The sequence below is a fragment of the Delftia sp. DLF01 genome, from assembly GCF_014852125.1.
GTDB lineage: Bacteria > Pseudomonadota > Gammaproteobacteria > Burkholderiales > Burkholderiaceae_C > Comamonas > Comamonas acidovorans.
In genome coordinates, this window is the sequence record NZ_JACVAZ010000001.1 from 1,077,096 (window position 1) to 1,092,399 (window position 15,304).

Genomic DNA, 15,304 nt, shown 5'->3' on the forward strand with positions numbered 1-15,304 from the left:
GGGTTAAGCGTTGTTCCGTGTGCCAGCCCTGTCCAGGCGCTGCTGGAGCAGGGATTTGCTGTACGCCTCCTGGAAGATCTGGTGGATCAGCTCCCTGAACCATTTGTGCCCCGCGTCATGGTCGTTGCGCGGATGCCAGACGGCGTCGATGGACAGGGCCAGCTCGGGCAGGGGCATGGGGCGCGCCACGCAGTTGGAGCCGGACAGCACGCTGTGCATCCAGTGCGCGGGCATGGCGGCCACCAGGTCGGTGGATTCGATGACGGGCACCATGCCCAGCCAGGTGGGCACCTGGAACATCACGCGGCGCGCCAGCCCGCGCTCGGCCAGGAGTTCGTCCACGATGCTGCTGCCCACGCCCGTGACCTTCAGGTGGCCCTGCTCCAGGTATTTCTCCAGCGTGAGCGGGGAGGCGGCGGCCGGATGGTCCTTGCGCATCAGCACCATCCACTGGTCGTCCAGCAGGCGCCGGGAGGCCGACAGCACCGAGCGACCGCGCGAGACGGACAGCCGTATCTCCACGCCTTCGTACTCGACGCGGTCCGAGGGCTGGCGGCCGTCGAAGGACTGCACCGACAGGCTGATGCCCGGCGCCACCGCACGCAGATGGATGCACAGCTGCGGGAGCAGCAGCACGCCCACGTAGTCGGACAGGCGCAGGTGGAAATTGCGCCGCGCCGTGGCCGGATCGAAGCCCTTGCTGACCTCGATGGCGCTTTCGATCTCGCTGAAGGCCTTGCGGAAGCTGCGCGCCAGGCGCACGGCCTCGGGCGTGGGCGACATGCCTTCGGCCGTGCGCAGCAGCAGCGGGTCGTTGAACTGGGTGCGCAGCCGGCGCAGCGCATGGCTGACGGCCGAGGAGGTGATGCCCAGCCGCGCGGCGGCCTTGCCCACGCTGCGTTCTTCCACCAGGGCCTCGAAGATCACCAGCAGGTTGAGGTCGATGCTGCGCAGGTTGACCGGAGCCCGGGGCGCACCGTCTGCATGTTGAATGCTGTTCATTTTGATGATGACAAAGATGAGCTTGACTGAATTTTACGTGCGTCACGACAATGCACCAGCTTTGAAATGAATGCCCATGAATTCACCCAGTTTCAACCGCTGTGCCGGTGATTCCGACGCAGTAGAAAATCCAGCGGAACAATATCTGTTTCCAGAAAATTCCTGCGATACCCATTTCCATGTATTTGGTCGTTCCGAAGATTTTCCGTTGATTGCGGAGCGCGCCTATACACCGGCCGTCGCGTCCATGGACGATTATTGGAAAGCCTTTCGCCCATTGGGTGTGGACCGCTGCGTTCTGGTCCAGCCCAGCGTGTATGGCCGCGATCACGGCCTTCTCAAGCAGACGCTGCGCCATGCCGAATCGGGCCGCATGCGGGGCGTGGCCGTGATCTACGAGGACACGCCGCAGGAGGAGATCGAAGCGCTGCACGCCCTGGGCGTGCGGGGCGCACGGTGCAATGCGCTGTTTTCGGGCGGGGTCTCCGTCTCCAGCCTGCGGGCCGTGGCCGACCGCATCCGGGGCCTGGGCTGGCATGTGCAATTGCTGGTGAACGTGGATGAAGACCCTGGCCTGGCGCAGCGCGTGGCCGACATGGGCGTGGCCGTGGTGGTGGATCACTTCGGCCACCCGTCACGCCAGCTGGGCGCCGGCGGGCCGGGCAGCCGCAACCTGCAGGCGCTGATGAAGGAAGGGCGGGCCTGGGTGAAGTTCTCGGGCGCCTACCGGATATCGGCAACGGCATCGGCCGTTGACCCGGCCGTGGTTCCCATTGCACATGCCCTGGTGCAGGCCAATCCGCACCGGATCGTATGGGGGTCGGACTGGCCGCATCCCGGAATAAAGGCCCGTTCGAATTCCGCTGGCGAATTGGCGCAGGCATTGGTGGATTGGGTTCCAGAGGAATACAGGCACACGGTATTGGTCGATAACCCCGCGCGCCTGTATTGGGGTCATTGATTTTCAAATAGCAGGAGACAGAGAAAATGAATCGAATCACATCGGGCCGCAGAGGCTTTATCCGCACGGCGGTATCTTTCGCGGCGCTGGCTGCGGCATCGGCTGCATCGGCAGTGCAGGCGCGCGCATTTCCGGCCAAGCCGCTCACGCTGGTCGTGCCCTTTGCGCCGGGCGGCAACGTGGACATCGTGGCCCGCACGCTGGGCATTCCGCTGGCCCGGCATGCGGGGCAGTCCGTGATCGTGGACAACCGTGCGGGCGGCGGTGGTGCCGTGGGTTCGGGCTGGGTGGCGCGCGCCGAGCCGGACGGGCATACGCTGCTGGTGGCCACGCCGGGCCAGTTGGGCACCTTGCCCGAGATGATCAAGCTGCCCTACCGCGCCGACAGCTTTGCGCCCATTGCCGTGGTCAGCCGCACGCCCGTGGTCGTGGTGGTGCGCGCCAACGACGCGCGCTTCAAGACCGCTGCCGATTTCATCAAGGCGATGAAGGCCAAAGATGGCAGCGTGACCGTGGGCCATGCCGGCCCGGGCTCGCCCAATCACCTGGCCGTGCTGCAGCTGGAAGATGCCGTGAAGGTGCGCGTCAATCCCGTGCCCTACAAGGGATCGGGGCCGGCCCTGGTCGATCTGATCGGCGGGCAGATCGATGCCGTGGTGGACCAGATCACCAGCTCCACGCCGCATATCAAGAGCGGCGCCCTGCGCGCGCTGTTCGTGCTGGGGCCGCGCGCCGGGGGCGGGCTGGCCGATGTGCCCGACCTGGCCCAGCTGGGCCTGCCGGTGTTCGATGCCACCACCTTCGTGGGCGTGTTCGCGCCCAAGGGTGCGCCCACGGCCAGCGTGGACAGCCTGTATGGCTGGATCTCCCAGTCTGTGGCCGACCCGGAGTTCAGCCGCCTGATCCGCGAGCTGGGCAGCGAGCCCTTCCCGGCCAGCGCGGCCGTGCTGCAGCGCCTGGTCAGCGAAGAGGCCGCGCTGGCGGCGCGGCTGACCCGGCAGGGGCGTCTGCGCGCGGAGTAGCCGCCGCGCGCACTTTCCCTTTCCTCTAGTACCCGGCCGCCAGCCCGTCGCGGCGCGGGTCGCTGGCGATCTGGTAGCCCTCCACGGCGGGATCGCCCATGCGCCAGATGAACTGGCCGGCGCCGAAGTCCTGGTAGGGGTCGTGGATGACCTCCACCTGGTGGCCCAGCGCCTGCAGGCCGGCGATGGTGGCCGGCTCCATGCCGCCTTCCACGTTGATGGCCAGGCCTTCGTTGACGCGCCAGCGCGGCGCATCGCAGGCCGCCTGGGGCGACTGGCGGTAGTCCAGCATGCGCACCACAGTCTGCATGTGGCCCTGGGGCTGCATGTTGCCGCCCATGACGCCGAAGCTCATCACGGGCTGGCCGTCGCGGGTCAGGAAGGCCGGAATGATGGTGTGGAAGGGGCGCTTGCCCGGGCCCACCAGGTTGGCGCGGTTGGGGTGCTGGGGGTCGGTGCCGAAGCCGTGGCCGCGGTTTTGCAGGCTGATGCCGAAGGTCGGCTCCACCACGCCAGAGCCAAAGCCCGAGAAGTTGCTCTGGATGAAGCTGACCATCATGCCGTTCTCGTCGGCCGCAGTCAGGTAGATGGTGCCGCCGCGCACGGGGTTGCCGGCCTTGAAGTCCTGCGCACGGCGCGGATCGATGAGCCTGGCGCGCGAGGCCAGGTAGGCGTCGTCGAGCATCTGTGCGGGCGTCACCTCCATGTCCGCGTCGGCCACGTAGCGGTAGATGTCGGCAAAGGCCAGCTTCATGGCCTCGATCTGCAGATGCTGGGAGGCCACGCCATCCACGGGCAGGCTGGCCAGGTCGAAGTTGGACAGAATGCCCAGCGCGATCTGCGCGGCAATGCCTTGCCCGCCCGGCGGGATCTCGTGCAGCGTGTGGCCGCGGTAGTCCTTGGCCAGCGGCTGCACCCATTGCACCTCGTGCGCGGCCATGTCGGCCATGCCCAGGCAGCCGCCGTGCTGCTGCACGAACGAGGTCACGGCCCGGGCAATCTCGCCTTCATAAAAGGCCTTGCCGCGCGTGGCGCCAATGGCGCGCAGGGCGCGCGCTGCGGCGGGAAAGCGGAACAGCTCGCCCACTTCCGGCGCGCGGCCTCGGGGCAGGAAGCTTTCCCTGAACCCCGGCTGCGACTGCAGCTCGGGCGCGCCTGCGGCCCATTTCTGCTGGACCACGGGCGGCACCAGGTAGCCGCGCTCGGCGATCTCGGCGGCCGGCTCCATCAGCGCGTCAAAGGGCAGCTTGCCGAAGCGCTCGTGCAGGGCCACCCAGGCGCTGACGGCGCCCGGCACGGTGATGGAGTCCACGCCCCGGCGCGGCGGCTTGTCCTGGCGGCCATAGCGCTGGTGGAAGTACTCGGGCGCCCAGCCCTGCGGCGCGCGGCCGCTGGCGTTGAGCCCGTGCAGCTCCTTGCCATCCCAGAGGATGCAGAAGGCGTCCGAGCCCAGGCCGTTGCTCACCGGCTCGACGATGGTCATGGCCGCCGCCGCCGCAATGGCCGCGTCCACCGCGTTGCCGCCTGCCCACAGCATGCGCAGGCCGGCCTGCGCCGCCAGCGGGTGGGAGGTGGACACGGCATTGCGCGCGAACACGGGCACCCGCCTGGAGTCGTAGGGGTTGCCGGGAGTGAAGGGAGAGGAAGAGGCGTGCATGAAAGAACCTGCCTCAGTCGGCGGTGATGCCCATGGTCTTCACGTCACGGCTCCAGCGTGTCAGCTCGCGGTCGATCTGCTGCTTGAAGGACTTGGGGTCGCTGGTCTCGGGGTCCAGGCCCTGGGCCTCGAACTGGGCCTGCACTTCGGGGCGCTCCATGATCTTGCGCACTTCCTGGGCCAGCCGCTCGACGATGGCCGGGTCCGTGCCGCCCGTGGTGAACAGGCCGTACCAGGACGTGAAGGCATAGCCGGGCAGGCCGGCCTCGGCGACTGTGGGCACGTTGGGCAGGTTCTTGACGCGCTGCTTCGTGGTCACGGCCAGGATGCGGGTCTGGCCGGTCTTGGCCGAGGTGATGGCGGGCGGAATGCCCGAGAAAATGGCCTGCACCTGGCCGCCCGATACATCGGTGATGGCCGGGCCATTGCCTCGGTAGGGCACGTGAACCAGGTTCACGCCGGCCTGCTGCGCGAACAGCGCGCCGGCCAGGTGCAGGGTGGAGCCGTTGCCCGACGATGCGTAGTTGATGCTGCCCGGTGCCTTGCGCGCGGCCTCGATCATTTCCTGCACCGTCTTGTAGGGCAGGGCGGCGTTCACCAGCAGCGCGTTGCCGGACTCGGCCACCAGGGTGATGGGCTCCAGGTCCTTGCGCGGGTCGAACGACAGCTTCTTGGCCAGCACGGGCGCCACGGTGTTGCTGCCGATGGAGCCCAGCAGCAGCGTGTAGCCGTTCTTGGGCGCCTTGGCCACCACTTCGCTGGCGATCAGGCCGCCCGCGCCGCCGCGATTCTCCACCACCACGCTCTGGCCCAGGCGCTGCTGCAGCTCCTTGGCCAGGATGCGGGCCACGATGTCGTTGGCGCCGCCGGCGGCAAAGCCCACCATGATCTTCAGCGGCTGCGAGGGCCAGGCATCGGCGGCGGGCGCGGCCCAGCCGGGCGTGGCGCAGGTCAACAGGGCGGCGCAGCAGACAAGCAGGCGGCGGGACACGGGTGCAGGCATGGAGATCTCCAGAAATCCGGGAAGTGGGAGGTTGCGATCAGGACGATCGGCTATCGGTTGCCAGCGATTTTGATGATAGAAACTGTTTGGTGAAAGCTGGAATTTCTTACGAATCTTGAAAGCAAAACTTTTATGCCAAGCCTGCGCATTCTTCGCACTTTTCTGGCCGTGGCGGCCGAGGGCTCCTTCACCGCCGCCGGACAGCGCGTGGCGCTGACCCAGGTGGCCGTGGGGCTGCAGATGCGCACGCTGGAAAACGACCTCAAGCGCAAGTTGTTCGCGCGCCAGGGCAAGCTGGTCACGCTCAACGAGCAGGGCCGGGCGCTGGTGCCCATTGCCACCCAGCTGGTGGCGCTGTACGAGCAGGCCAAGCACGGCACGCGGGCCGACGCACCGCTGGCCGGCACCGTGCAGTTCGGCTCCATCGTCTCGGCGCTGAGCCAGCTGGTGCGCGCCACGCTGGAGCTCAAGCGCCACCATCCGGCGGTGGACCTGCATGTGGTCTCGGGCAAGTCCAACCGGCTGATCGCCCAAGTGGAGAACCATGAGCTGGACGCGGCCGTGGTGGTCTACAACCCGGCCATCAAGCGCCCCTCGCTGGTCTGGACGCCGCTGTATGCCGAGCCCATGGTGCTGCTGGCGCCGCGCGCCGCCCGGCCCGCGGCGCCCGCCGACATGGTGGAGCGCTATCCCTTCATCCGCTTCGACCGCACCGAGCACACGGGCGAGCTGGTGGAGCGCACGCTGCGCCGCCTGCGTGCCAAGCCCCAGGAGTTCCTGGAGCTCAACTCCATCGAGACCATCGTGGAGCTGGTGCGCGACGGCATGGGCGTGGCCATGTTGCCCAATCTGGCGCGGCATGGCTGGGAGGGCGACCCGCGCCTGCGCGTGCTGCCCATTGCCCAGACCGCCGAGAGCCGGCAGATCGCCCTGGTGCAGCTGCGCACGGCGGCGCGCGCCGAGATCATCACCGCTGTGGGCCAGCAATTCGTGGCGGCGCTGGCGGTGCCGGCCTGAGCGCGGCGCTGTGGGTGTTGTGCCGATCTGCGTGTCTTAAGTTGCGTATTGCGCGAGCCCGTGGCCCATGGACCAGTTCTCCTTGTCCACCTCGACCAGGTTGACGAACACGTCCTCGGGCCGCAGGCCGGGGCTTTCGACCAGCAGCTCGGCGATGCGGCTGAACAGCGCCTTCTTCTGCTCCAGGCTGCGGGTGTTGCTGACCGTGAGCTGCACCAGCACCAGATCGTCGCTGCGCGCCACGCCCAGGTAGGAGGCGCCGTAGCGGAAGTTGTCGCCGTCATGCTCGGTGATGGTCATGAACTGGTCGTCCTCCGGCACGTTGAAGGTCTCGCGCATGGCGCGGTAGAGGCTGTCGCAGATGGCCTGGCGGTAGGCGGGGGACTTGCCGGCGCGCATGTTGATCCGGGTCATGGGCATGGTGTGGCTCCGTTGAGTTGCGTTGCTTTGCGTTGTGGGAGCCTCGAAGGTAGGTCGTCCCAGATATTTTGAAAAGCCATGATTGCTGATATCAGTAATAATGGATTGAAATGATTCAACGACCTCTGGACCTGGATGCCGTGCAAGGCTTCGTGCACATCGCGGAGCTGGGCAGCTTCACGCGCGCGGCCGAAGCCATGCAGACCACGCAGGCCGCCGTCAGCCTCAAGCTCAAGCGGCTGGAGCAGCGGCTGGGCTGCCGGCTGGTCGAGCGCACGCCGCGCCATGTGCAGCTGTCGGCGCTGGGCGCCGACTTCCTGCCCCATGCGCGCGAACTGCTGCAGGCCCATGAGCGCGCACTGGCGCTGGCCGTCAGCACGCGCCAGCGGCTGACCATCGGCATCAGCGACCACGTGGCCGGTCCGGAGCTGCCGGCCCTGATTGCCCGCATGAATGCGCAGGACCCGCAACTGCTGATCGACATCCGCATCGCATCGTCCGGCCCGCTGCTGCAGGGGTTTGACCGGCGCGAGTACGACACGGTGATCGTTCGCACGCATGCCGGGCGTGACGACGGCGAGCTGCTGGCCGAGGAGCCCTTCGGCTGGTTTGCCGCGCCCGGCTGGCAGCACCGCGCGGGCGAGCCCCTGCCGCTGGCCACGCTGGCCGAGCCCTGCGGCGTGCGCGCCATGGCCGGGCAGCTGCTGGATACGGCGCGCATGCCGTGGACCGAGGTGTTCGTGGGCGGCGGCGTGGCCGCTGTCTCGGCCGCCGTCATGGCGGGGCTGGGCGTGGCCGCGCTGGCGCCGCGCATGCTGGCCCTGGGCGCCGTGGACGTGGGCCCGCGCCTGGGCCTGCCCACGCTGCCGCGCCTGCCCGTGCTGCTGCATACCCGCGTGCGCGAAGGCCGGCCGCGCGCGGCGCTGGATGCGCTGGGCGCCGCCTTCAAGTCCGCCGTGCGTGGCTAGCAGCCAACAATCGGCCCGGCATGGCGCGCAGCCGCTTGTGCCTGCGGGGCAACGGGCGATAGACTCGCACCCCTCCCATCCACCCTCACCCTTTCGAGGTGCACCATGCCCCGCCGCACAGCTTCCTGCTGAACGACTTCGTCACACGCTGATCCTGGCCTTGCCACGGATGTCTTTTGCGTGTGCGCTGCGGTGCGTGGCCTTTTGAGGGCTTGCGGCTGACCGTCCGGTTTGCGGACGGCCCCGACAGTCCTGCCATCTTCCCCTTCGACAGCCTGCCGGCCCGGCCACCACGGGCCAGGCCGCGCTGTCGCTGCATCCCCTGCATTGCGGCGCCTGGCGTCGTCGTCGGCTTTTCCCGCTCCACGGCATGTCGCCGTGGGGTGCTGCATCGTTTTCGGAAAGCACGACATGACCCCATCCATTGCCCAAGGCGCTCATTTTCTTTCGAGCGTCGAGATCCTCAAATACCCCCGCACGCCGCACCTGCGCGGCTCGCGCCTGCAGTCCGGTGACCAGGACGACGCCGTGCCCTATGAGCGGCTGGCCGGCCGGCACATCGTCGTCGAGGAAAAACTCGACGGCGCCAACGCCGCGCTGAGCTTTGCCGGCGACGGCCAGTTGCTGCTGCAGTCGCGCGGCCACTACCTGGACAGCGAGCGGCCCGGCGGGCGCGAGCGCCAGTTCAACCTCTTCAAGCAATGGGCCCAGGCCCATGAGGGCGCGCTGCTGTCCCTGCTGGACGACCGCTACCAGGTGTTCGGCGAGTGGATGTACGCCAAGCACTCGCTGTTCTACGACGCTCTGCCGCACTGGTTCTGCGAGTTCGACATCTGGGACCGCTCGGCGCAGTGCTTCCTGGACACACCGCGCCGCCATGCCCTGCTGGCCGGCGTGCCCGTGGTCTCGGTGCCTGTGCTCTACAGCGGGGCGGCGCCCCGGCGCATGCAGGACCTGCTGGCGCTGCTGGCCCCCTCGCTGGGCCGCAGCGCGCGCTGGCGCCAGGCCTTCGAGCAGGTGGTGGCCCGCCAGAAGCTGGACCTGCCGCTGTGCTGGCGGCAGACCGACGGCTCCGAGCTGGCCGAGGGCCTCTACCTCAAGGTGGAGGAGGACGGCCAGACCGTGGCGCGCTACAAGTTCGTGCGGCCGGACTTCGTGCAGGTCATCCTCGACTCGGGCTCGCACCACAGCGAGCGGCCCATCGTCCCCAACGGGCTGCGCGAAGGCGCAGACATCTTTGCGGCCGATATTTCAAAAAGCTGGTGAGGCCTGCAGCGCAGACCCATCGCAAGGAGATTTCCATGACGAACTGGAAACAGATCCAGTCCCTGGTGCCGCAGCCCGGCGCCGACCCCGACTTCGCGGCCTGCCTGGCCGCCTTCCCCCAGCTGGAGCAGGCCAAAACCACGCCGCAGGACCCCGTCTATCACGCCGAAGGCGATGTCTGGACACACACGCAGATGGTGGTGCGCGAACTGCTGGCCGACCCCGGCCATGCGGCGCTCACCGCCACCGAGCGCGAGACGGTCTTCCTGGCCGCTCTGCTGCACGACGTGGCCAAGTGCTCGACCACCGTGGTGGGCGAGGACGGCCGCATCGGCCAGCCCGGCCATTCGCGCCGGGGTGCGCTGGATGCGCGGCTCATGCTCTGGGAAGCCGGCGCGCCCGTGGACCAGCGCGAAGCCATCTGCCGGCTGATCGCCGTGCACCAGGTGCCGTTCTTCGCCTTTGCCGATTCGCGGCGCGGCCACTCGCCCGAGTTCATCGTGCGCGAGCTGTCCTGGCAGGTGGACCTGCACCTGCTCACCCTGCTGGCGCGGGCCGACATGCGCGGTCGCATCTGCCCGGACATTGCGTCCGTGCTGGTCAACATCGAACTGGTGCGCGAGTTCGCGCTGGAGGAGGGCTGCCTGCGCACGCCACGCCGCTTTGCCTCGGCCGAGACGGCGGTGCGCTACTTCCGCGGCGCGCAGCTGCATCCCGACTATGCGCTGCACGAGCAAACCGGCTCGCGCGCCATCGTCATGTGCGGCCTGCCGGCCAGCGGCAAGAACACCTGGGTGGCCGCCCACCATGGCGACCTGCCCGTGGTCTCCTTCGACGATGCGCGTACGGAGCTGGGCCTGCGCCACGGCCAGAACGAGGGCGCGGCCGCCCACCATGCCGTGGACAAGGCCAAGGCCCTGCTGCGCGCGGGCCAGCCCTTTGTCTGGAATGCCACCCACCTGTCGCGCCAGATGCGCGGCAAGACCGTGGACCTGTGCCTGGCCTACGGCGCTCGCGTGGAGCTCGTGCACCTGGAAGCCAGCCGCCCCACCCTGCTGGCCCGCAACCGCGCGCGCGACACCACGCTGACCAACGCGGCCCTGCTCAGCCTGCTGCAGCGCTGGGATGTGCCTTTGCCTACCGAGGCGCATGCGCTGTCGTTGCTGGTCAATGAGGGGTAGGTCGGGGGTGGGGGGAGGTCCCGCCTTTCGCTCAGTCCCTTCGGATTCCGCGCTCCTTCACCAGCCGGCCCCACTTGGCGGCTTCGCTGTCGATGAAGGCGGCGAACTCCTGGCTGCTGCCGCCGCCGAACTCGTTGCCCTGGGAGACGATGCGTTCCCGGACTTCCGGATGGTCCATGGCCTTGGCGAACGCCTTGTGGAGCCGGGCCACGATCTCGGGCGGCGTGCCTTTGGGCGCCACATAGCCCATCCAGTTGGAGACGGTGACCTGGGGGAAGCCGGACTCGGCGAAGGTGGGCACGTCAGGGAGCATGGCCAGGCGCTGTGCCGAGGTCACACCCAGCGCGCGGATCTTGCGCGCCTGTATGGAGGGCGCGGCCGCACCGGTCTGCTCGAACATCAGGTCCACCTGTCCCGACAGCAGGGCGGTGGCGGCGGGACCACCGCCCTTGAAGGGCACGCCAACCATGTCCAGGCCTGCCGCCGCCTCGAAAAGCTCGGCCGAGAGATGGTGCGCGCCACCCGGCCCTGCATTGGCGATGTTCAGCTGCCCCGGCCTGTCCTTGGCGGCCGTCACCACATCGGCCACGCTGCGATAGGGCTTGTCGGCGGGCGTGACCAGCACCAGCGGGCTTTTCTCCAGCAGGATGATGGGGACAAAGGTCTTGGGATCGAAGTTGAGCTTGGGATAGATCCAGGGATTGACGGCCAGCGGCCCGAAGCTGCCCATGGCGATGGTGTAGCCGTCGGCTGCGGCGCGGCCCACGAACTCCATTCCGATGTTGCCGCTGGCGCCGGGCTTGTTGTCCACGATCACGGGCTGGCCCAGTATCTGCGCCAGCTGCCTGGCCACGAGCCGGGTCTTGACGTCGGTGTTTCCGCCGGCCGCGAAGGGCACGACGATGGTGACGGCGCGGACCGGGTAGCCGTCGGGGGCGGTCTGGGATCGGGCCGTGGCCGAAGCCAGGACCAGGATGGCGGCGGCCGTGGCGGCCAGCGCGGGATGAAGCTGCATGTCGTCTCCTGTGGTTTTCTGAAGGGAAAGGCAAATGCCGGGAAAGGGCGCGCGCCCTCACTCGGCCACGATGCGGGCCGAAGTCACGATGGCGGCGTACCTGGCGGTCTCGGCGGCGATGAAATCCCTGAACTGCTGCTGGGACATGGGGGCGGGCTCGCCGCCCAGTTCGCGCAGGCGCTGCGCCAGCGCGGGATCCTTGAGCGCATTGACCACCGCCGCATGCAACCGCGCCTGGACGGCCGGCGGCGTGGAGGCGGGCGCGAAGAGGCCGAACCAGTTGTCCAGGTCGTAGGAGGCCAGGCCCGTGGACTCGGCAATGGCGGCAATGCCGGGGGCGAAGCTGGCGCGCTGCGCTGAAGTCACCGCCAGCGCCTTGACACGGCCGCTCTTGATGAAGGGCGCGGCCCCCGCGTAGCTGACGAAGGCCAGTTCGACCACGCCCGAGGACACGTCCACCAGCTGGTTGGCCGCGCCCCGGTAGGGCACGTGGTTCAGCCGAATGCCGGCCAGCGACTGCAGCAGCTCGCCATTGAGGTGCTGGGGATTGCCCACGCCGCTGGTGGCGTAGCCGAGCTTGCCGGGGCTGGCCTTGGCCAGGCGCACCAGTTCATCGATGTTGCCGGCCGGCAGGCCGGGCGAGGCCACCAGCACGTTGGGCACGCGCGTGACCAGGGTCAGGGGCGCCAGGTCGCGGGACGGCTGGTAGGGCATGCGGCCCTGGTGCACCAGCGGGGCGATGGCGGTTTCGCCGGCCGAGCCCAGCAGCAGCGTGTGGCCGTCGCCCGCCGCGCGTGCCACGGCCCCTGCGCCCAGCATGCCGCTGGCGCCGGGCCTGTTGTCCACCACCACCGGCTGCTTGAGCGTCACGCGCAGCCGCTCGGCCAGCAGCCGGGCCATGGCGTCGACACCGCCACCTGCCGTGAAGGGAACCACGAGAGTGATGCTGCGCTGCGGCGCGTCCTGGGCCGCAGCGGGCAGGCTGCCGATGAGGCTGATGAGGCCGGCGAGCAGCGCGGTGCCCAGGCTGCGCAGCAAGCTGCGGCGGGAGGGAGCGGACATGTCAAAACTCCTTGGCGGCCTTTTGGCCGGGGTTTCAGGGAAAGCGAGATGAGGCGTTTGATTGCATTTTAGAAATTCAAAATGCAAAATATCAGCTATGGAAAACACCGAGAACCCCTTTTCCCGCGTCCTTGAACTGGACGGAGTCCGCTACCACGCCGCCGATGTGCCTGGCGTGCTGGGCGAGTGCCTGCCGCGCCTGCCCGTGGTGCTCAGGTTGTTGCTGGAGAACGTGCTGCGCCACATGGAGGGGCAGGAAAGGGACGCTGCCGTGGCTGCCCTGCGGGCCTGGCTGGATCACGGCAGCAGCGAGGCCGAGATCGCCTTCCAGCCGGGCCGCGTGCTCATGCACGACACCACCAGCACGCCGGCGCTGGTCGACATCGCAGCCATGCGTGATGCCCTGCACGAAGAGGGCGTGGATCCGGCCGTGCTCAATCCGGTGCTGCCCGTCGATGTGTCGGTGGACCACTCGCTGGCCGTGGAGGCCTATGCAGCGCCGGGCGCCGCCCAGGCCAACCTGGAGCACGAGATACGGCGCAATGCCGAGCGCTACCGCTTCCTGCGCTGGGCCTCCAGGGCCCTGGCCCATGTGACCATCCACCCGCCCGGCACGGGGATCATGCACACCATCAACCTGGAGCAGCTGGCCACCGTGGTGGCTACCGAGGAGCGCGGCGGCAGGCTCTGGGCCGTGCCCGACATGATGCTGGGCACGGACAGCCACACACCCATGGTCAACGGCATCGGCGTGCTGGGCTGGGGCGTTGGCGGGCTGGAGGCGCAGACCGTGATGTTCGGCATGCCCACCATGCTGCGCATCCCCGACGTCATCGGCGTGCGGCTGACCGGCGCGCTGCGCCCCGGCGTGCAGGCCAGCGACCTGGCCCTGGTCGCCACCCAGCGGCTGCGCGCCCTGGGCGTGGCCGGCGAGTTCGTCGAGTACTTCGGCCCCGGCGTGTCCACGCTGACGGCGGGCCAGCGCAGCGTGGTGGCCAACATGGCGCCCGAGTACGGCGCCACCACGGGCTACTTCGCGGTCGATGGCCAGACGCTTGACTACCTGCGCGCCACGGGCCGCAGCCCACAGCGCGTCGCCCTGGTCGAGGCCTATATGCGTGCCCAGGGCCTGTGGTTCGATCCGCAGGCCCAGCCGCGCTACACACGCCAGATCGAGATCGACCTGGACACCGTGGGCTGGCACATTGCCGGTCCGCGCCGCCCGCAGGACCTGCTGGACTATGGCGACAGCGCCCGCGCGCTGCAGGCCGTGGGCTTTGTTGCGTCCGGCGCGAAGGCCGGGCTGCCGCGCCATGCCGTGGCGCTGGCCGCCATCACCAGCTGCACCAACACCTCGGATCCCGCGCTGCTGGTCGCCGCCGGGCTGGTGGCGCGCAAGGCGCGGGCGCTGGGGCTGAAGGTCCCCGCATGGGTCAAGACCTCGCTGGCACCGGGCTCGCCGGCGGCTGCCTCCTATCTGGCGCGCGCCGGGCTGCTGCAGGATCTGGAGGCCGTGGGCTTCGGCATCGTGGGCTACGGCTGCACCACCTGCATCGGCAACCCCGGCCCGCTGACGGAGCCGGTGCGCCAGGCCCAGCGCGCCGGCCAGGCCAAGGCCGTGGCCATTTTGTCGGGCAACCGGAATTTCCCGGGCCGCGTGCATCCGGACATCGAGCTGAGCTTCATCATGTCGCCGTCCCTGGTCATCGCCTTCGGCCTGGCCGGCGACGCGGCCCGCAACCTGCGCCTGGAGCCCGTGCAGCACCTGGCCGATGGCCGGCCCGTGTTCCTGGCCGACCTCATGCCCACCCGCGAGGAAGTCCAGGCGGCGCTGGCGCTGGGCCTGCACCCGCAGGACTTCGGCCGCGACTTCGCGCGGGCCACGCTCAACCCGGCCTGGCATGCGCTGAAGGCGCCCGAGGGGCCGTTGTTTCCCTGGGACGCGCGGTCCACCGCGCTGCGCCGCCCGCCCTTTGCGGCGCTGTCCGAGGGCAGCCAGCTGGGCCGCTACCAGGCCCACCCGCTGCTGGTGGTGGGCGACGACATCACCACGGACCATATCTCGCCGGCCAGCGCCATCCCGCCCGACAGCCTGGTGGCCGATTTCCTGGTGGAGCGCGGCGACGACCGGGGTGATCTCAACGTCTTCGCGTCGCGGCGCGGCAACTGGGAGGTGATGGTGCGGGCGGCCTTTCACAGCAAGACGCTGAAGAACCTGCTGGCGCCCGGTGCCCCCGTGGCCCATGGCCTGCATGCGCCATCGGGCGAGATCGCGCCGCTGTGGGACATCGCGCAGCGCTACCGCAAGGCTGGCCAGTCCGTGGTGCTGGTGGCCGGCGAGCGCTACGGCACGGGCTCCTCGCGCGACTGGGCCGCCAAGGGCCAGCGCCTGCTGGGCATACGTGCCGTGCTGGCCCTGAGCTTCGAGCGCATCCACCGCTCCAACCTCATCGGCATGGGCATCGTGCCGCTGCGCTTGCCTGCGGGCATGGGGCCGCAGGAACTGGCGCTGCAGCCGGGCGACCGTATCGAGATCGATGCACCGTCCGACGCCCTGGCGCCGCGCTGCGCCGTGCCCGTGCGCATACTGCGCGGCGATGGCAGCGTGCAGGCGCTGCAGGCCACGGCCGCCGTGGAGACGCAGCTGGAGGCCGGGCTGCTGCGCAGCGGCGGCGTGATTCCTTCCATCCTGCGGCAGGCGGCCGGGCGCTGATGTGGCATGGCATGACA

At 69.1% G+C, this 15,304-nt stretch carries 13 protein-coding genes; 7 read left to right on the forward strand and 6 right to left on the reverse strand.

All coding sequences use genetic code 11. From position 1 onward, the window contains the following. Positions 1-3 precede the first annotated feature (3 nt). Entirely contained in the window at positions 4-1,002 is a 999-nt protein-coding gene (locus tag IB269_RS04735) for a LysR family transcriptional regulator (protein ID WP_012206366.1), read from the reverse strand. 76 nt (positions 1,003-1,078) lie between these two features. Between IB269_RS04735 and IB269_RS04740 the strand changes: the two genes are divergently transcribed. Beyond that, positions 1,079-1,963 carry an amidohydrolase family protein gene (locus IB269_RS04740; protein WP_225613954.1) on the forward strand — a complete coding sequence of 295 codons (885 nt, stop codon included), beginning with the start codon at positions 1,079-1,081 and terminating at the stop codon, positions 1,961-1,963. A gap of 26 nt (positions 1,964-1,989) precedes the next feature. Further along, a complete protein-coding gene (locus IB269_RS04745; RefSeq protein WP_013801717.1) occupies positions 1,990-2,985 on the forward strand; it encodes a tripartite tricarboxylate transporter substrate binding protein in 996 nt (331 codons plus the stop codon). Between the two features lie 25 nt (positions 2,986-3,010). Here IB269_RS04745 and IB269_RS04750 read toward each other — a convergent pair whose 3' ends face one another. Then, entirely contained in the window at positions 3,011-4,642 is a 1,632-nt protein-coding gene (locus IB269_RS04750) for a gamma-glutamyltransferase family protein (RefSeq protein ID WP_043822809.1), read from the reverse strand. Between the two features lie 13 nt (positions 4,643-4,655). Then, positions 4,656-5,645 (reverse strand): Bug family tripartite tricarboxylate transporter substrate binding protein, encoded by a 990-nt coding sequence (locus IB269_RS04755; protein ID WP_013801719.1) that lies wholly within the window; start codon positions 5,643-5,645, stop codon positions 4,656-4,658. A gap of 132 nt (positions 5,646-5,777) precedes the next feature. On the opposite strand from IB269_RS04755, the gene IB269_RS04760 reads away from it, so the two are divergent. Then, a complete protein-coding gene (locus IB269_RS04760) occupies positions 5,778-6,662 on the forward strand; it encodes a LysR family transcriptional regulator (RefSeq protein ID WP_043822811.1) in 885 nt (294 codons plus the stop codon). Positions 6,663-6,698: 36 nt separating this feature from the next. On the opposite strand, the gene IB269_RS04765 is transcribed toward IB269_RS04760, so the two are convergent. After that, positions 6,699-7,082 carry a tautomerase family protein gene (locus tag IB269_RS04765; RefSeq protein ID WP_034395446.1) on the reverse strand — a complete coding sequence of 128 codons (384 nt, stop codon included), beginning with the start codon at positions 7,080-7,082 and terminating at the stop codon, positions 6,699-6,701. 110 nt (positions 7,083-7,192) lie between these two features. On the opposite strand from IB269_RS04765, the gene IB269_RS04770 reads away from it, so the two are divergent. From IB269_RS04770 to IB269_RS04780, 3 genes are all read left to right on the forward strand, one after another. Next, positions 7,193-8,050, forward strand: a complete 858-nt coding sequence (locus IB269_RS04770) for a LysR family transcriptional regulator (protein ID WP_192366508.1) — start codon at positions 7,193-7,195, stop codon at positions 8,048-8,050. 411 nt (positions 8,051-8,461) lie between these two features. Further along, positions 8,462-9,316, forward strand: a complete 855-nt coding sequence (locus IB269_RS04775) for an RNA ligase family protein (protein ID WP_012206358.1) — start codon at positions 8,462-8,464, stop codon at positions 9,314-9,316. Positions 9,317-9,351: 35 nt separating this feature from the next. After that, the gene (locus IB269_RS04780) at positions 9,352-10,497 is read left to right on the forward strand and encodes an AAA family ATPase (protein ID WP_192366509.1); all 1,146 of its coding nucleotides are present in this window, start codon (positions 9,352-9,354) and stop codon (positions 10,495-10,497) included. Between the two features lie 31 nt (positions 10,498-10,528). On the opposite strand, the gene IB269_RS04785 is transcribed toward IB269_RS04780, so the two are convergent. Together IB269_RS04785 and IB269_RS04790 are read right to left on the reverse strand one after the other, a co-directional pair. Further along, positions 10,529-11,512 carry a Bug family tripartite tricarboxylate transporter substrate binding protein gene (locus tag IB269_RS04785; protein ID WP_192366510.1) on the reverse strand — a complete coding sequence of 328 codons (984 nt, stop codon included), beginning with the start codon at positions 11,510-11,512 and terminating at the stop codon, positions 10,529-10,531. Positions 11,513-11,569: 57 nt separating this feature from the next. Continuing rightward, positions 11,570-12,574 carry a Bug family tripartite tricarboxylate transporter substrate binding protein gene (locus tag IB269_RS04790; RefSeq protein ID WP_192366511.1) on the reverse strand — a complete coding sequence of 335 codons (1,005 nt, stop codon included), beginning with the start codon at positions 12,572-12,574 and terminating at the stop codon, positions 11,570-11,572. A 97-nt stretch (positions 12,575-12,671) separates the two neighbouring features. Here IB269_RS04790 and IB269_RS04795 point away from each other — a divergent pair, with 97 nt between their 5' ends. Then, positions 12,672-15,287 (forward strand): aconitate hydratase AcnA, encoded by a 2,616-nt coding sequence (locus tag IB269_RS04795; protein WP_192366512.1) that lies wholly within the window; start codon positions 12,672-12,674, stop codon positions 15,285-15,287. Positions 15,288-15,304: the final 17 nt, after the last annotated feature.